General features: G+C 52.7%; 15 protein-coding genes and 1 tRNA gene. 9 read left to right on the forward strand and 7 right to left on the reverse strand.

All coding sequences use genetic code 11. The annotated features are described in order from the left end of the window. The first annotated feature begins 23 nt into the window (after positions 1 to 23). Both RIC29_08175 and RIC29_08180 read left to right on the forward strand, forming a co-directional pair. Positions 24 to 2006: a nitrilase-related carbon-nitrogen hydrolase gene (locus RIC29_08175; protein MEQ8734887.1), complete on the forward strand. Its 1983-nt coding sequence runs from the start codon at positions 24 to 26 to the stop codon at positions 2004 to 2006. Positions 2007 to 2012: 6 nt separating this feature from the next. After that, positions 2013 to 2717: an SDR family oxidoreductase gene (locus tag RIC29_08180; protein ID MEQ8734888.1), complete on the forward strand. Its 705-nt coding sequence runs from the start codon at positions 2013 to 2015 to the stop codon at positions 2715 to 2717. Here RIC29_08180 and RIC29_08185 read toward each other — a convergent pair. Both RIC29_08185 and RIC29_08190 read right to left on the reverse strand, forming a co-directional pair. Next, the gene (locus RIC29_08185; GenBank protein ID MEQ8734889.1) at positions 2703 to 3650 is read right to left on the reverse strand and encodes a TRAP transporter substrate-binding protein; all 948 of its coding nucleotides are present in this window, start codon (positions 3648 to 3650) and stop codon (positions 2703 to 2705) included. The two genes, RIC29_08180 and RIC29_08185, sit on opposite strands and share 15 nt — an antisense overlap. 112 nt (positions 3651 to 3762) lie before the next feature. Beyond that, entirely contained in the window at positions 3763 to 4638 is an 876-nt protein-coding gene (locus RIC29_08190; GenBank protein MEQ8734890.1) for a pirin family protein, read from the reverse strand. Between the two features lie 246 nt (positions 4639 to 4884). Between RIC29_08190 and RIC29_08195 the strand changes: the two genes are divergently transcribed. From RIC29_08195 to RIC29_08210, 4 genes are read left to right on the forward strand one after another with little or no spacing between them, the layout of a single operon-like run. After that, entirely contained in the window at positions 4885 to 6975 is a 2091-nt protein-coding gene (locus RIC29_08195; protein ID MEQ8734891.1) for a nitrilase-related carbon-nitrogen hydrolase, read from the forward strand. A 35-nt stretch (positions 6976 to 7010) separates the two neighbouring features. Next, positions 7011 to 8555 (forward strand): ABC transporter substrate-binding protein, encoded by a 1545-nt coding sequence (locus tag RIC29_08200; protein ID MEQ8734892.1) that lies wholly within the window; start codon positions 7011 to 7013, stop codon positions 8553 to 8555. Continuing rightward, the gene (locus RIC29_08205) at positions 8552 to 9502 is read left to right on the forward strand and encodes an alpha/beta hydrolase (GenBank protein ID MEQ8734893.1); all 951 of its coding nucleotides are present in this window, start codon (positions 8552 to 8554) and stop codon (positions 9500 to 9502) included. The genes RIC29_08200 and RIC29_08205 overlap by 4 nt, the downstream gene beginning before the upstream one ends. Before the next feature lie 30 nt (positions 9503 to 9532). Further along, positions 9533 to 10438 (forward strand): hypothetical protein, encoded by a 906-nt coding sequence (locus RIC29_08210; GenBank protein ID MEQ8734894.1) that lies wholly within the window; start codon positions 9533 to 9535, stop codon positions 10436 to 10438. A gap of 56 nt (positions 10439 to 10494) precedes the next feature. Here the strand turns inward: RIC29_08210 and RIC29_08215 are convergent, their stop codons facing one another. The 4 genes from RIC29_08215 to RIC29_08230 are packed head-to-tail and all read right to left on the reverse strand — an operon-like array spanning position 10495 to position 14735. Next, a complete protein-coding gene (locus RIC29_08215; GenBank protein ID MEQ8734895.1) occupies positions 10495 to 10659 on the reverse strand; it encodes a hypothetical protein in 165 nt (54 codons plus the stop codon). Beyond that, on the reverse strand, positions 10660 to 11652 hold the full coding sequence (locus RIC29_08220) for a xanthine dehydrogenase family protein subunit M (GenBank protein MEQ8734896.1): 993 nt from the start codon (positions 11650 to 11652) through the stop codon (positions 10660 to 10662). A 13-nt stretch (positions 11653 to 11665) separates the two neighbouring features. Then, positions 11666 to 14071, reverse strand: coding sequence for a xanthine dehydrogenase family protein molybdopterin-binding subunit (locus RIC29_08225; protein ID MEQ8734897.1), 2406 nt, complete (start codon positions 14069 to 14071; stop codon positions 11666 to 11668). A gap of 1 nt (position 14072) precedes the next feature. Beyond that, complete coding sequence (locus RIC29_08230) at positions 14073 to 14735, reverse strand: (2Fe-2S)-binding protein (GenBank protein ID MEQ8734898.1); 663 nt, start codon at positions 14733 to 14735, stop codon at positions 14073 to 14075. A gap of 254 nt (positions 14736 to 14989) precedes the next feature. On the opposite strand from RIC29_08230, the gene RIC29_08235 reads away from it, so the two are divergent. After that, complete coding sequence (locus tag RIC29_08235) at positions 14990 to 15613, forward strand: cytochrome b/b6 domain-containing protein (protein ID MEQ8734899.1); 624 nt, start codon at positions 14990 to 14992, stop codon at positions 15611 to 15613. Next, the gene (locus tag RIC29_08240) at positions 15613 to 16020 is read left to right on the forward strand and encodes a hypothetical protein (GenBank protein MEQ8734900.1); all 408 of its coding nucleotides are present in this window, start codon (positions 15613 to 15615) and stop codon (positions 16018 to 16020) included. Before RIC29_08235 ends, RIC29_08240 begins: the two co-directional genes overlap by 1 nt. A gap of 36 nt (positions 16021 to 16056) precedes the next feature. Here RIC29_08240 and RIC29_08245 read toward each other — a convergent pair. After that, positions 16057 to 16131, reverse strand: a tRNA-Thr gene (locus RIC29_08245). A 197-nt stretch (positions 16132 to 16328) separates the two neighbouring features. On the opposite strand from RIC29_08245, the gene RIC29_08250 reads away from it, so the two are divergent. After that, complete coding sequence (locus RIC29_08250) at positions 16329 to 16499, forward strand: hypothetical protein (protein ID MEQ8734901.1); 171 nt, start codon at positions 16329 to 16331, stop codon at positions 16497 to 16499. The last annotated feature ends 6 nt before the right edge of the window (positions 16500 to 16505 follow it).

Consider the following 16505-nt stretch of genomic DNA (forward strand, 5'->3'; position numbering starts at 1 on the left):
CGATAGCTCGGCGACGGGATCGGATGTTTTTGCTACAAACCCCTTGGTCGGTTGGCACCTTAGACGGAGCAGACGCGGCGCTCCGTCAGGCGATACGGGCCCAGACCAAGGCCGGGCCACATCTGGCGTTATTGCCGCATGGCGATGGTGGGGAGCATGAGGCGCCGAGTGAAGCTGATGTGATCGCGGCTTTAAGCGAACTCGCAAAGGCACACCAAGTCTATCTGGGCGCATCCAGTTATGTCGTCGCTACTGGAGAAGTTGTGACGCGCACCGTTGGCTTTCTGATTGACCCAGAGGGCCAAGTCCTCATCAGAGCGCCCAAAGTTTTACCCGATATCGTTGAAGGCTTTACGGACACCACTGCAGATACCTTTCAACCGGCAGTTTTCCAGATTGCTAAGACATCTTTGGGTCAAATGGGAATGCTGTGTGGCGAAGATGTTCTCGCGCCCCATGTCGTGCGGTCGATGATGGTGCAGGGCGCGGAGATCATTTTAAATCCTTGGCGCGAGCGCTCAGACCCGCAATTTGAAAGCCGGACGGTGGCGCGTGTGGCGCGGGCTTATGAGAACGTATTGTACTTGGCCTCAGCCTCGCCAACTTCAGTCACACGAGATGGGGCATCGGTGCGGTTGCCTCCCGCAACAGCTCTTTATGCCCCCCAAGGTGATCCGTTGGCTGTGCAGGGCGAAGAATCCTATGTGCGCGCCGACATTGATATTGGTGGGCTTCGCCGCAAACGGGCGGCACCACCGCTCAACTTCGCGGCTATCGTTCGCATGAACTTGTATGCGCCGGGATATAAAGCTGAAGCCTCAGACCCTAAGCTTTCTCCAAGTACTCGAAAGGCTTGGATTGAGCAAGGTCAAACGCGCGCTGCAGCTCAAGTCAGGTCTTGTCTCACAGAAGAGACAACGACGTATGGTGCCTTGTTGGGCCAGCATGTTGTGTATCAGTCAAATACGCCGGACGAGTTGGTTGAGCGACGCCAACTTAATTTGGATGATGCGTTTGATCTGGTGCGAAATTATGGTGCACGTGCGCCAAACTTGAAGCTGGTGGTGTTCCCTGAGTTCTTTCTGACGGGCCCTGTCAGTCCGCTTGGGCAGAAGCTCGGTCACATAGCAGATAAAATTGGTGTGACGTTTCCAGGGCCGGAAATGGATCAAATCGCGGCCTTTGCGCAGGAAACAGGTACTTACGTCTCAGGCGGTGTGTTTGAGTACGACCCGGAGTGGCCAGACCGTTTCTTCAACACGGCATTCATTTATGATCCAGCAGGCAACCTGATTCACCGGTATCGCAAAATACATTGTGGCGATGCCATGGGGTTTCTGCCGGATACAACACCCGGTAGCGTATTTGACCAGTATGTCGATAAGTACGGCTACGAGTATCTTTTTCCTGTGGCCAAAACGCCGATCGGGCGGCTTGGCACAGCCATCTGTTTTGACAATAATTTTCCAGAGACCTATCGAGCGTTAGCCAGGCGTGGTGCGGAAGTCATTCTACATCCGACCTCAGAACCCCATGGCGCACATCGCAAAGGTTGGGATGCTGCCCGTCGTATGCGCGCGTTTGAGAACGTCGCCTATGTGTTGTCGTGTGGGCATGGCGGCGAATATTTCCTGCCAGGTTGCAGCGTTCCAAGTGCGCGCGCGCGCGGCTATTCGAAGATCATTAATTTTGATGGTTCAGTGCAAGCGGTGGCTGACACCGCCGGTCAAGTGCCGCTCGGGGGAGTCATTAATCTTGGCGCTTTGCGCGCGGCCCGCGCCGATCTTCAGGCCAATGTGGCGCTCTGGGATGATGCCGTTGTTTATGCCGCGGAATATGGCAAAGCTTCGCGCGGCCTCCCAAATAACTTGTGGCCCGATGACCCGCTGGGAAATCCCTATTTGGGGGGTGTTGAGGTTAAGAAGGTTATCCAGACTTATATTGAGCAGGGTATATTTGTCGCGCCGACAGACACGAATGATACGGCTGTAGGCGTAAGGGAGTAAAAGTCGATGAGAGTCCTCACCTTGGTGTTTTTGTCTTTGGTCATATTTACCAGCGATGCGTTTGCAAAAGACATATTGATTTTTGGCGCAACCCGTAACACCGGATTGGAAACGGCAAAAATTCTGGTTGCGCGCGGGGATAATGTCACGGCTTTCGTAAGAGAGAATTCAGATTTAGACGCGCTGCAAGCCTTGGGCGTGCCGTTGGTTTATGGCGATGCTCTGGATGCAGACTCTGTGAAGGCCGCTTTTGCCGGGCAGGCGTTTGACGCGGTTGTGACGACTCTTGGTGGAGGCGTCCGTAACACCGAGGTGGATAGCATCGGCAATGGCAATGTTTTTGCGGCGGCTGAAAAAGCCGGCGTCAAACGCTTGGTGATGGTCACTGCCATTGGAGCAGGGGGCACCGAAAATGTGCTTCAGGAAGGCGCCCGCAACTTCTTAAAACCATCTTTGGACGCAAAAACGATTGCGGAGAATGCTCTGAAAGTGAGTGGTTTAGAGTGGACCATCTTGCGCCCTGGTCAATTACCTGATGGTCCTGCAACCGGCAACGGACTTCTTTCAGAAGATCACACTACAATGGGCCGTATCAGTCGCAGTGAGTTGGCCGCTCTTATTGTGAAGTGCCTCGATGATCCAGCGACGGTTGGGAAAATCTACCATGCTGTGGATGCAGATATGATGGGCTCATTCTCATCTTTCGACTGAAGATTCAGCCGCAAATTTTATTTTTGCGGCCTGGATCGCATCAAAAATGGTCTGAGACTCACCACCAATAGACTTGATCAGTGTTTGCATGACTGGTTGGGCGGTTCTCACCCAAGACTCAAGCTGTTTTGGGCTTAGCGTCTGGACTGTAAATCCTATCTGATCTGTACGGACCATAAAATCTGCTTCTTCGGCTCGCGACATCGCGCGGGCCTGGTCTATCGGGAGCCAGCCTTCAAGTACCACAGCCTGATGTTCTGGTGACAGGCTTTCGAGCCAAGACGTGCTCGTGACCATGAAATTGATCGCCAGCATATGGCCGGTGAGGGTCAGGTACGGCGCTTCTTCCGCTATGCCCGTTCCAGCGTAAAGAATCGTTGCATTTGCACCGGCATCAACCAAGCCCGTCTGCAATCCAATGATATTCTCATTAAACGATAACGGAATAACATCCGCTGAAATGGCCTCGGCAAAGAGCCGTGCGGCGATGCCTGAAGAAACCCGGAATCTAACGCCTTTCATATCCATAGGCGTGATGACAGGGGCTTTGGCGTAAACATGATGGAACCCGACCTCATCCCAAGATAAAAACGATAATCCATAAGGGGCAAGGAGATCAGAAAAAATATCAGACAGAACCGTATCGTATACGTAATCCGCCTGGGCAGTACTGTCGAATAGGTAAGGCGCTTGCAATAATGCGGCCTCTGGCAAAAGGGAGCCAATCACCAAACCCGAGAGGTTCGCCACCTGTATGCGGCCGCGCCGTAGACCGTTGAGGATGTTCTCCTCTGATCCGAGTTCCCCACTGACCATTGGGGTCAGTTGAACTTCGCCACCTGACAATTCTGCCACGCGGTCGCGATACATCATCCATTTTTTGTAACCGGCCGTGCCTTCTGGGATACCGGTGGTGCCGCCGATGAAACGCACGATTGGTTCTTGGTTAGTTTCTTGCGCTGAACTGGGAGTTATTGCCAGTAGTATGCTAATGGTGATTATGACTGAGATCACAGAGAGGTGCATGAATCGCATCATGATCGGTCTAATTCTCTGGCAGTGGAATGTACTCTTCATCATCATCGACAACTTTTGCAAATTCGCCATTTTTCCATTCCGCCTTTGCACGGTCGATCAGGGCTTGGTCGCTGGCTACAAGATTCCACCAAATCAAGCGGTCACCATCCATAGGTGCGCCGCCGACCAGCATGATTCGTGCGCCAGCGTCTGATTTAATCCGGCAGGATACGCCCGGAACCAAAACGGCCATCTCGCCCTCACTGAGTTCATGGCCGTTGAGTGAGGCCGCGCCATCAACAATATAGACAGCACGTTCTTCATGCGCGTCGGGGATTTCTAAGTCCGCACCGCTTTCTAAGCTGCCGCCCAGGTAGCACATCGGGGAGAACGTCTTCACCGGCGACTCTTCGCCGTAAGCAGTTCCTGCGATAAGGCTTAAGGATGCCCCTTCGCGGGTGATCACAGGCAATGTGTCTTTGGGGTGATGATAAAAAGCAGGGGCTGTCTCTTCATGCGCTATTGGAAGGGCGATCCAGGTTTGTATGCCATGCAACGTGTGGCCTGCCGCGCGTGTTTCAGGTCCTGTGCGTTCCGAATGAACAATGCCGCGGCCTGCGGTCATCCAGTTCACATCACCGGGGCGGATCGGTTGGTGGAATCCGAGACTGTCGCGGTGGTGAATTTCGCCCTCAAATAAGAACGTTACAGTCGCCAGTCCGATATGGGGGTGAGGTCGCACGTCGATGCCTTTGCCAGGTGCAAAAGTGGCAGGCCCCATATGGTCAAAAAAGATAAATGGGCCGACCAAGCGACGCTTTGCGTAGGGCAGGGCCCGGCGCACTTCAAAACTGCCAATATCCTTCTTACGGGGCGCTATGATGAGATCAATGGCGTTGGTCATAAACGGTCGCTTTCGTGGAAAAAATCAGCTTTTGAGTTGCCCGTTGGTAGCAAAAAAGGGGGCTGACGGCAAAATACGAGTCCTTTACTGAACAAGTTTGCGCTCGGTTGGCGATCAAGTTTCGATCTTCGTTTGCGCTCAGTGGCATCGTCCTCATCATAACGCTCCTATGATGTAGGTGGTAATATTCTGGATAGATTCCAGCCACTCAGGCGATAAGCCCGATAATTTCGAAAGTGAACTGCGATGCTCTATATCTCCCAGAAATCATGGTCTCCAGACAGCATAAGCACCCTAGCAGAGCATATTGAAACGATTCGGGCGACTGCGCAGCGTTTCGAAGTGACTGGACCGAGCGAGCCAGTTGTGCTGCTGCCTCATGCCCCAGCAAGTGCAGGCGCCGCTGACCGTGTCCATGCTTTAAAGGCTCTTGCAGATTTGGCGGCTGAAAAAGGCGTTTTCCTGGCTGGCTCAGCGACGCTTGCGTGCAGCGTTGCTGGCGGCCCGATAACGATTGGCTTCTTAATCAGCGCCTCTGGTGAGGTCTTGTTAGAGACAGAGAAAGTATCGCCGGAATTGGTCAATGGCCTCGCGGCAGAACAGACTAGTGCGGTTGGTAAGCCGAAAACGTTTGCGTCTGCGGCAACACCCATTGGCCAGGTTGGCATCCTTCCTGGAGAGGATATTTTGTTTCCACATTATGCCCGCAGTCTCGTCTGGCAGGGCGCAGAGATCATTCTGAATCCAACAGCAGAGCTTGGCGATGATTTGTTCGAGGCACGTCAATTGGCAAGAGCTGCCCGTGCTTTTGAGAATGCAGCCTTTGTGGCGGCGTCATCGGCCCTTACGCGAGGCATCAATGGTGCGTCTGTGTCCTATCCTGGGGTCAGCGGATTATCGGATTGGAATGGTAAACAAATTACTGCGAAGGCCGACGAGGATTTTATCAGAGTTGATGTTTATGTCGACAAGCTGCGTCGCAAGCGCGCCGCGATCTTTGGTATTGCGCCTCTACATCTACGCGCGAACCTTTTTGCGGATGGATATAAAAAACTCATCAATAAAAAAGATACAAAACCGGCAGAGCCGAAAGGTGCTGAATCGTGGATTGCAGACGCACGCAGCCGGCTGAACACAGCAAAGAAACTGCAAGGCACGGGGGCTGAAACTGAATACGACGTATTGCTCGTTCAATCTGTAAAGACGATGATTCAAAAAACATCAGACGTACGGGCTATGAGCACGGAAAATGTGCAACGCGCTTTGGAGTTGCCCTCGCGAACAGCGTCTAATCCAAATATTCGGCTTGTCGCGTTGTCTGAATTTTTCATGACCGGCCAAGGGGGGCATGGCTACCGTTCGCCTATAACGTTGCAACGTTTGGCCATCCGGTATCCCGGCCCTGAGATGGAGTTGCTCTCGGAATTTGCGCTTAAGCATAAAGTGTATTTGGCTGGCTCGACATTTGAAATCGATGATAAATTGCCTGGGTATGTCTTTAACTCTGCTTTCATTCTTAATGACTCTGGTGATTTGATTCACCGGTATCGCAAAATTCAGTGTGCAGATGTCTGGGGATCTCTGCCGGACACCACTCCAAGTACGATCTATGACAAATATCTAGAAACCTATGGATACGATTTTTTGTTTCCTGTGGTCGATACGCCCATTGGGAAACTTGGGACGATGGTTTGCTTCGATCAGGCTCACCCAGAAATCGCCCGCATGCTAGTTAAGAATGGTGCCGAAGTGATTATCCATCCGTCATCCGAGGGCCATGGATCTGGTCGGCGCGGCTGGGATATTGCCCGGCAAACGCGGGCGTTTGAAAACGTTGCCTATATTTTGTCGCCGTTGCCCGGCGGCGAGCATTTCAACCCGGACTCGAAGTACGAGCACACCAATCAAATGCGCGGCTATACCAAGATGGTGAACTTTGACGGCTCGATTCAAGGTGAACTTGATACGCCGGGTGCTGCGACATTGGCTGGTACAGTTGACCTGTTGGCGCTGCGTCGCGCCCGGGCTAATCCGCATATCAATCTACCAATCTGGGATGATCCAGAGGTCTACGTCGACAACTACGCCGCGGAAGTCGGGTTGAAAAATAACCTTGGCACAGGCGATCCGCTTGATAATCCGTACCGCGGGATGAAGCCACTGCGCAAAGTACTGTCCAGTTATTATGAGCGTGGAATTTTTCACGCACCTGTTGAAGCTTCGTCGCGCTCCTTATCTGTACCCGGAAAAGCCCAGCCTGATTTTAATAAAGAGTCGTCGAAACCTAAAACCCTGGCCGACGAAGAAAAAATGGATGGCGAGTACATTCAGGTCTAGCGACAACACCATCCAGTAGGCGGAGAAATCTTTAAATGAAACGTGCCTTCAGAACGTTTTTGGTAAGCCTAGGCTTGGCCGTCTTGGTTGTCCCATTGGGAGCGGCGCTGGTTGCAGCTGAAGACTCTACGAATGTTCTGCGTGTTGCCGTTCCCGCGCGCCCACCGGGTCTTGGAAACCCATATTCTTCGCTACCGGTCGGGGCCATCAACTCAAACTATGTGCTTTTTGATGCCCTGACGTTGATCGGAGATAAGGGCGCTGTCTTACCGGCGTTGGCTTTATCCTGGCGGTCGGAGGGAGAGTCTGCGTGGCTGTTTGAGTTACGCCCTGATGTTGTTTTTTCCAATGGCGAGCCTCTGACGGCTCAATCCGTCGTTGATGTCCTCACGTTTTTAAGAAGCCCTGAGGCAGGGGGGTATTTGGTTTCTGGCGAGACACAAATGATTGAGTCCGCTGAGGTGGTGGACGATCTCACAGTCCGCATAAATACGAATCGCCCCGATGCCATTCTACCGAAACGCATGAGTTTCGTTTTCATGATCCCGATGACCTATTGGAACGAGGTTGGTTCAGATGGGTTTTCCTTAGAGCCCGTTGGCTCAGGCCCATTCAAGCTCAAGGATTGGGGGCAAACGACGGGGCGGTTTGTTTTTGAACGTAATAACCTCTCCTGGCGTAAAGCCGCTGATTTTGACGAGATTAGTTTTACGGCTGTTGGCGATGTTGTTAGCCGGGCGCAATCCATGCTCAGCGACCAAATTGATCTCTCGTTTAAGCTCAGCCTTGATTTGTTGACGGACTTAAATGCAGCCGGGTTTAAAACTTTAGCACGTGAAACGTATTCGATTGGGGCGTGGGCTTTCCATCAGGTTGATAAGACATCTCCGATTTCTGATATCCGGGTTCGGAGGGCTTTGAATATGGCTGTGGACCGCGATGCGATTGCCAAGTCCGTGTTATCCGGAGTCACAGCGCCGGTCTCTCAAGTGGCGACATCAGAGGTGTTTGGCTATGTTCCGGGACTCCCAAATTTCCCTTATGACCCCGTGGCGGCGCGTGCGCTTCTCAAGGAAGCTGGATATGGCAATGGCCTGAAGTTAAAAGCCACTGTCCGGAGCGATCCCTCGGTGCCAGAGTCCGCTTTGATTTATCAGGTCGTGGCGCAAAATTTGTCGGCGATTGGCGTGGATGTTGAATTGAGTCCAATTCCCGGTACACGGTGGCTCGGCATGTACTTTTCTGGAGACTGGCAAGGGTCAGATATTCTGGACACCAGCTTTAACAACTCCATCCACGGTGATGCGATCCGTAGTATTGAGACCGCGTCTTGTTTAAAGGCGGGGGCTTTCTTTTGCGACGAAGCGATGCTGCCTTTGATTGAGGCGAGCAACGCTGAATTTGATATCGCTGCGCGGGAGCGGAAGCTGCAAGAGTTAGTGACGGCGCTGCATCATAATCCGCCTGCTTTATATTTATTTCCCTATTTTGACACGTTGGCCTACAGCTCGAAACTTGATGATCTACCGATCACTGGGCAGCGCGTGAATCTCGAGCAAATCAGAAGGCGCAGCCCATGACACACTCATGGTTCAGACAGATGATGGCGGGTGCATTTTTTGCGTCCAGTTTACTGGCATACGGTTCCTCTCCTTGGGCAAAGGAGGCGCCCCGCTTACGGCTCATTGATGGTTATGACGGTGTTCCTCTGAATGTCGCGGAAACGGGCAAGCCTGGAAGCCCAGGTATCCTTTTTGTTCATGGTAACGGCCAGGGATACTTAAGTTGGAAGCACCAGTTAGAGTCCGATCTGTCTCAAGACTTTCATGTGGTGGCTTTCGATCAACGCGGTCACGGCAATTCGGGGAAACCATGGGATGCAGACTCCTACAATCGCGCCTGCATCTGGGCCGAGGATATCGCCGCTGTGATCCGAGAGACTGGACTCCAGAAGCCTGTCCTTGTGGGCTGGTCTCGCGGCGGTTTGATGGTTATGCACTATGTGCGCTGTTTAGGTATTCAAGACTTAGCAGGAATTGCAATGGTAGCCGCGCGTGGACGTTTGGTTGAGGCCGGATTGCCCACTCAGGAAACGCCCGCACGCTCCAGTCAGCGCCAGTTGCAAAGCTTGGACATAGAGCAGAATCTCGCTGGGGCGGAGGTATTTTCAGGATTGATGACGGCAAAGCCAATGACTGGTCCGCTGGCTGATGCTTTTGAAGTTATGAACATGATGGCTCCACCTTATGCACGGCAAGCGATGAGCGGTCCTGTCTTAGATCCGGACGGCGCGGAAATAACAACATACGAGGGCCTTCAGTCTCAGTTGTCATTGCCGTTCTTGGTCGTGCTGGGGGAGCTAGATCCATTTCGTGACTCAGTCGAAATGGCCGCAAATTACAGCAAGGCTTTGCCTCATGCTGATGTGAACATATATCCGGGTGTAGGGCATTCACCTTTTGTTGAGCTACCTGACCGGTTTAATGCTGAGCTGCGCACGTTCGTTTTGAAGGCGAACGCAGATTAACTTATCATCACTTTAGGGATGGAGGCGAACATGGTTGAATTTGGACTGTCACGCCGGGCTGCTGTTGTCGGCGCCGGGGCGTTAGGAGTCGCTGGGGGACAGGTGCAAGCTGCGCCGGGTTCGATGTTGCCAGACGATGTTGCCGCCTGGACACCTGAGCAGCGTGTGTACGCGCTCGCGAAGCAACAAGGCCGGGTCGATGATGGAAAGGCGATGTGGCGCACCCGCGGCGTTATCTACGGCTTCAGGGCTCCTGAGTCGCCAATTCCACTGGTCCGCTTCAAAGGCTGCGAGCAACAATGGGTGAAGAAAGTCTCGGATGCTGAATTTATCAAGTACAATTCGCTGCTGACCTATTACAGCGATTTTCAGACGGACGATATCATCGACGGGTTTGTGAATCCGATGACGGGCAATGAGGTGACGTTCAAGCCTAACTGGAGCCGTGTTCCTGAAGGTCAGAAGATCGCCGTGAATGGCGTGACGTTAAACATTGTCGATAAAGCGTTTCCCGACTTTTACGCCAACAGTTCAATTAATGATGTTGAAATAAACCGGATTGATGACACGGTGTCCTTCCATGCCAAGATGCGCTGGCCGGAGCCTTTGGTGCGGAATCCTTATAATCAAGACAATACGTTCTTTACCAAACTGGTTGACCTGCAAGATCCAGAACAATCCTGGATTCCTGCCCATGGGGCTGGTCAGATTTTGATGCCGTCTATGCCAAACATCGGCATGGATACGCCGGATATTGGACAAGTCATTTGGCACGTTGAATTCTATAAGATCAGATCTTGGGATGATCTGCCGTCAGATTATCTGACCAAGGCGCTTGCCGAGCATGGCGAAGATTTTGACGTGAACCCCATAAACGACACGGTGCCCTCTAAGCTGGCGCAGAATTTAGCGAAGCTCGGATATCTCAAAAACTAAGGGGGTGTCTGCGCGCCGCGGACACCCCCTTAATTCAAGCTCGGTTTCGTTACGCGCTATGAGGATGGAGATGTGGTTTTCTTGCCTGTGACAGCTTTGTAGATCAGGTGGCCGACGATAATGGCTACACCGATGCCGAGGAACACCCAGAAAAGATCCCAAGACATGCCTTCAAGAGTAGTTTGTCCCCAAGCATCACGGCTGTAACGTAGCAATTCCATTTAGGCAGCACTCCGAATGGCACGCTTCACTAAGTTTTCCATCAACGGAATTTTGAAGTGGTTATAGTTGAGTGGGGTCGCGCCTCTTGAGGCGGTCCCGCCTGCAAGATCAGCTGTTTCTGCATCTGGTGTACTGCCGCGCACGATTTCTTCTGCACTGCGAATGCGTTTCGGGACACATTCTACTCCGGCGCAAACGATACGAATATCTTCGACAACGCCGCCAGACATGATGATGGCAGACGCGACGTTGACCAGAGGGAAATCCCACGTGTTTCTGTCGGCCACTTTTTCAAAATAAAACGCGGCACTTGCCCATTTTGCAGGAATACGAATAGCGGTCAGAATTTCATTGGGTTGTACCACCGTCATACGCATAATGTTGATGGCTGGGCCGATAAAAAATTCTTCTGCTGGAACCACCCGCTCGCCTTCAGGTCCACGTATAACCATTTGTGCATCAAGGGCGACGACAGCCGCCGCCGTATCCGAGGGGGTCACAGCAACGCAGCGGGAAGCCCCAAACAAGCAGTGTTCGCGATTCATACCTTCTGGCGTATCTGCATAACAGGTGTTGCCGCCTGCACGATAGCAATCCAGTCCTGCGCGGTAGTACCAGCAGCGGGCATCCTGACAGAGGTTGCCGCCTAGGGTGCCGGCGTTGCGGATTTGAGGGCTGGCCACGCGACCAGCAGCGTGTGCTAGAAGGCTATAAGACCCTGAAGTGATTGGATTGTTTTCGATCTCGGTGAGCGTCGTCATGGCTCCAATTTCGATACCATCTGCGGTTTCGCGGATACCGTTCAACTCGGCAATGCCGCCAAGATCAATCAGCGCTTCAGGGCGTTTTGCGCGGTCCTTAAACCAATCGTAACTGTCCTGGCCACCGGCAATCTTCCAGCCTTTTTCGCCATACTTCTCTAGAAGCTCCAGCGCGTTCTCAATGTCTGTGGGTTGGAACAGCGCAAACTGCGGCATCATATCTTTGGTCATGTTTACGCCCTCCTTACTGGTTGCTGATTTGAAGTTTTTTGTATGACTGAGGCCGGTCAGCCAAAGCATTGATGATCATATCTGGCACAATCGGCGTGCGGTTAAAATATACACCGCCCAAAGCATCAGAAATTGCGCTCAGCAATGCTGCAGCGGCACAGCCCATAAGTGGTTCGCCGATGCCACGAGCCCCAACTGGATTCATGGGGTCTGGTTTATCAACAAACCCAGTGTCCATCTCTGGTGGTACATCAAGATAAGATGGTGGCTTATTCTGATAGAAACCGACGTTAGCGGGTAGACCATTTTGAGGATCGTAGACAATCCGCTCCAGTCCAGCCATGCCAATACCCATCACCGCCCCGCTGCGGATTTGGTGCGACAGCCCTTTCGGGTGAATCACGGTGCCGCAGTCAGCAGTACCAGAATATTCGAGGATTTCGTATTTGCCGGTCTCGACATCGAGCTCAATTTTCATGAAGCCGACCGCTAAGGCGGGAGGGAGTTGCTCAAACGGAATTTTATCTTTCGCAACACCAATCAAGCCAGTGCCAGCCATCGCCATCACGGAGTCTTTAGTGATTTGGTGGATATCGTCAGCCATTTCCTGACCGCTGAATTTGCCACCAAGGTCGATGGCGCGTTGCGCGGCTTGCGCGAATGTTAAATGTGTTTCTGGATTGGCGATGGAGAATACTTTGTCGTCACCCACATCATAGTCTTCAGGAGCACCACCGAAGTCGTTTGCGGCGATTTCCAGAAGCTTTTGCTTCGCATCCATAGCACCAGCATAATTGGTGCGTGACATGGTGAACGACGTGTTACTTCCAAACTGGCCCAGGTTCCAGGGCAAGTTACGGCGGCTGTCGCCACGCTCGATGACACAATTGTCCCAAGAACATCCAAGAACTTCAGCCGCGACGCGTGCTGTGCTGGCATAAGAGAACGTGCCGAGATTGCCGACGCCTGTATGAATATGGATTTTGCCATCGGGGGCTAAACGGATGAGTCCATCGAAACCGCTGGCGCCGGCCGGATGGAAAGCTTGTCCGATCCCGATGCCAATAACCTTAGTGCCGTTGCGCTTTCCACTTTCGGCCTTCTTTTCTTCCCAGCCAAACTGCTCAGCACCCATGGCGATCGCCTCTCTCAGGTAAGCGCTGGAGACCTTACGTGGTTGGTTGGCGTATGTGGTTTCATTTGTGGTGGCGTTGATTTCACGGATAGCAAGCCGGTCCACGCCCATGGCTTTGGCGGCTTTATCCATCAAAGGTTCCATGATGCAAGCAAGCTGGTTTTGTCCAGGGCCACGTTGGGCTGTCGTGCCCGGCGTGTTGGTGGAAACCGGAATGCCTTTCCAACGCATGGCTTCAGGCGTGTAAACCAAGGATAAGGCGCCGCCCGCGTTCATGTAGTCCGGGAAGCCATCATTGGCACCGCTCTGCTGAACGATATACATGTCTGCTGCGATCAAACGTCCATCTTCGCGGAAGCCAAGTTTGACGCTGCCCTGGAACCCGTTTCTGCGTTGGCCAAGGTAGTATTCCTCGGCGCGTGAGATCCGCATCATGCAAGGGCGACCGGTTTTTTTAGACATATGCGCCGGAATTGTCGCGATTGGATAAGCGGTACCCTTAGAGCCGAAGCCCCCGCCGCAATATTCAGCAATCAGCACCAAGTCTTTCGGATCAATGCCAAGGTAGTTGGCATATCCGGGGACCGTAAAGGTATGACTTTGTGTCGAGGCGTGGAGGTAGCACTTGCCGTTCTGCCAATAGGCGAAGGCACTGCGTGGTTCCATGCTCTGGTGAGGGTGGCCAGCAATGACAAAGGTTTCTTCTAGGACCAGATCCGCTTTTTCAAAGTTGCTGTCGACGTCGCCATATTCCCATTCGTCGCGCGCTTTGCCTTTAGGCAACTCATCTTCGCCAGCGGCTGCAAAATCGCGGGCCGTCCACTTGATGCGCTCAATAAAAGGTTCGTTGCGGGCTGTGATATTGCCTTCGTCGTGCGCGTCTGGTCCGCCAGGGAACAGGCTCTGAAGCGGATCAATCGAGAATGGCAGCGGTTCATACTCAATCTTGATCTTTTCTAAGGCATTGGACGCCGTTGTTTCATCAACTGCCGCAATGGCCAAAATCGGATCACCGACGTATTTTGGGTGATTGGTCAAAATCGGGCTTTGCGGTGTTGGCGGGTTGGTCACGTCATCGGCCGTTAGAATATCGATGACACCTTCCATTTTAAGCGCCTCTGAGGAGTCAATGTTAAGGACCCGCGCATGCGGCATTGGACTGACGAGCAGCTTAACAAAGAGCATCCCTTCGGCCCGAAAGTCTTCCGCGTATTTTGCCTTGCCTGTGACCTTTGCGTGAAGATCGGGAGGCGTGAAGTCTTTACCAATGTGTTTAAAGGCCATGTTAGCTCACCTTCGCTGCGCGCATCACTGAGTTAAGATAATGGTCGTACGCTCCGCACCGGCAGAGATTGCCTGCCAACGCCTGCCGCGCATCTTCCCGTGTCGGATTGGAATTTGTTTTCAGCAGAGCAACCCCAGACATGATCTGGCCGGGGGTGCAGAAGCCGCACTGCGGACCTAATTCATCAATCATGGCTTGCTGAACCGGATGAAGCGTTCCGTCTTCTGCCTCAAGTCCTTCAATTGTTGTAACTTCGCGTCCACGGACACTGTGGGTCAGCGTGGAGCATGAGTTGTGTGTGACATCGTCAATCAGCACGGTGCAGGCCCCACACTCACCACGGTCACAGGCTAGCTTGGTGCCGGTGAGTCCGAGCTTGTAGCGCAAGGTCATGGCAAGGGTTTCATTCGGCAGCACATCGACTGGGCGACTTTTGCCGTTTACATTCAACGTTACCAAACGCTCGACAGATCCAGCAGCTGGCGTAGTATCATCAGAACAGCCGCTCAGCCCAACCATCATGAAGCCGCCAGCTGAGGCAACAGCGCCCGTTGCGATAACGCTTTTGATAAAAGCGCGGCGTGAGACTGGATCGCGGGCATCTTCGAAGTGAAGGGGCTGATTTTCTGCGGCGTTTGCAGCTGGCTGTGGAGTGTCCACCATGTCTATCATTCCTGTCTGTCGTAAGCGTGAAGTCAAAGAATTAATGTACAATTTAACGAGGGTCCTGAATACCTCAGAGTCATCGGTAAATGTAGTAAATTTCAAGTCAACGCAGGGCTTTAAGCGTGTTTAGCGTCACTCAGCGACCATTGGGCCGGTGATGCCTTGCTCTTGGCACCCATCTTGCCCCTTTTTCCCTGTCACAATAACGATTAGGGTCTCTTCACCATTGAACTTAGGGTTTCTTAAATACCATGTCGTCTGACCGCATCATCCGCCACCGTCTGCCAGATCGTCTTTTTCACTGGGCCATGGCGGCCAGCATGTTGACCCTTATGGCAACCGGGTTATGCCCCATTCTCGGTATTGAGTTTGACTGGGTGTTCATCCATTGGGTTGCAGGGGTTGTTCTCACGATTACGATTGTCTGGCACATTTACCGCGCCATTCAGAGGCATAATCTATTGTCAATCTGGATCGGTCCCGTTGAACTGCTCAAGGCGGTTGCGGCCGCACGAAACGGTCAGTTTACCAAACCAGGAAAATACTCCATCGCGCAACGCCTGATGCACAGCACCGTCACTGTGTTTTGTTTAACAGCGCTCGCTACTGGGTTGTTGATGCTGGTTCGCATCGACACGCCGTTTTGGGAGCGAGACCCGTATCTGTTGTCTCAGGCCACCTGGGGGTGGGTCTACGTTCTTCATGGTTTTTCTGCGTTGGTTTTTGTCACAGTGATTATGCTGCACATTTATTTTGGTCTCCGGCCAGAGAAGCTGTTTTACACACGGTCTATGATTCTGGGCTGGATTACCCGCAGTGAACTTGAACAAAATCACGATCCCGCATTGTGGACAGACGCCGGAGACAAGCCATAATGAGCGAAGATATTGGTTTTGCAGGCTGCGTCGAAAGCATCGAGTCTGCCTATGAGTTTATGTTGGCCTATGCCGCCCAGGGCCGGGATAAGGAGGGCGTCGGGGGGGATGGTCCTTCAATCCGCAATTTCCTAAAGGGGATGAGCGCTGCTTTGGGCGAAGTCACCGGTGCAGCCAAAATTCAGTTCGACGCCACGAATGCGGATAATGCAGCCCAACTGGGCGCTTATAATGATGTTCTTGGGCAGGATGCAGACCGCGCTAAAGCGGCTGTTGACCTGGTCCTGTCTGTGCCGGTTATTACGTCACAACTGGTGGATAATTTAAACGCGTCCATCCATTTGCGGGCGTGTTTGACATCAATGTTTTTGATGGATGAGGCATTGAGGCTATCTAAAGCGCCTTAGGAGGCGCTGATCTTAGCGCTCGCCTTTAGATGAAAATGGTGCTGCCGCAGGGAATTGAACCCTGGACCTCTCCCTTACCAAGGGAGTGCTCTACCCCTGAGCTACGGCAGCACAAACTTAATTTATTATGTCTCTCTCAAAGCGGCGCGGAACATGCCACAAGCCCCTATGTGGCGCAAGGCAAGGATTTGGCGTGGTCGCGGTAACCTTTGGTGTTCTTCATCAGCTGTATTATGACGAAAAAGTCTATGAAAAGCGCCAGTGTCAGCTGCCTTGATTTCTGAACGGTTCCCCGTAATGGTAGTGAGATGGCAGATTCAAAACAGCAAAAGCCTCCCAGCAGGTCTGACGATGCGAAAGCTCGCTCAGCACAAGCGCTTAGAGATAACTTGAAGCGGCGCAAAATGCAGGCCCGGGCGAAAGCCGAGGCTGATGAGACTACTGGAAACATTGACGCGGCTCTTTCCGAAACGGACTAGTCGCAA

This window comes from Rhodospirillaceae bacterium, from assembly GCA_040219235.1.
In the GTDB taxonomy this organism is placed as follows: Bacteria; Pseudomonadota; Alphaproteobacteria; order Rhodospirillales; family Rhodospirillaceae; genus WLXB01.

Coding starts and splice junctions, on each gene's coding strand:
- RIC29_08200 (MEQ8734892.1), top strand. CDS start 7,011: ATGAAACGTGCCTTCAGAACGTTTTTGGTAAGCCTAGGCTTGGCCGTC.
- RIC29_08210 (MEQ8734894.1), top strand. CDS start 9,533: ATGGTTGAATTTGGACTGTCACGCCGGGCTGCTGTTGTCGGCGCCGGG.
- RIC29_08180 (MEQ8734888.1), top strand. CDS start 2,013: ATGAGAGTCCTCACCTTGGTGTTTTTGTCTTTGGTCATATTTACCAGC.
- RIC29_08205 (MEQ8734893.1), top strand. CDS start 8,552: ATGACACACTCATGGTTCAGACAGATGATGGCGGGTGCATTTTTTGCG.
- RIC29_08240 (MEQ8734900.1), top strand. CDS start 15,613: ATGAGCGAAGATATTGGTTTTGCAGGCTGCGTCGAAAGCATCGAGTCT.
- RIC29_08220 (MEQ8734896.1), bottom strand. CDS start 11,652: ATGACCAAAGATATGATGCCGCAGTTTGCGCTGTTCCAACCCACAGAC.
- RIC29_08225 (MEQ8734897.1), bottom strand. CDS start 14,071: ATGGCCTTTAAACACATTGGTAAAGACTTCACGCCTCCCGATCTTCAC.
- RIC29_08230 (MEQ8734898.1), bottom strand. CDS start 14,735: ATGGTGGACACTCCACAGCCAGCTGCAAACGCCGCAGAAAATCAGCCC.
- RIC29_08235 (MEQ8734899.1), top strand. CDS start 14,990: ATGTCGTCTGACCGCATCATCCGCCACCGTCTGCCAGATCGTCTTTTT.
- RIC29_08250 (MEQ8734901.1), top strand. CDS start 16,329: ATGGCAGATTCAAAACAGCAAAAGCCTCCCAGCAGGTCTGACGATGCG.
- RIC29_08190 (MEQ8734890.1), bottom strand. CDS start 4,638: ATGACCAACGCCATTGATCTCATCATAGCGCCCCGTAAGAAGGATATT.
- RIC29_08195 (MEQ8734891.1), top strand. CDS start 4,885: ATGCTCTATATCTCCCAGAAATCATGGTCTCCAGACAGCATAAGCACC.
- RIC29_08215 (MEQ8734895.1), bottom strand. CDS start 10,659: ATGGAATTGCTACGTTACAGCCGTGATGCTTGGGGACAAACTACTCTT.
- RIC29_08175 (MEQ8734887.1), top strand. CDS start 24: ATGTTTTTGCTACAAACCCCTTGGTCGGTTGGCACCTTAGACGGAGCA.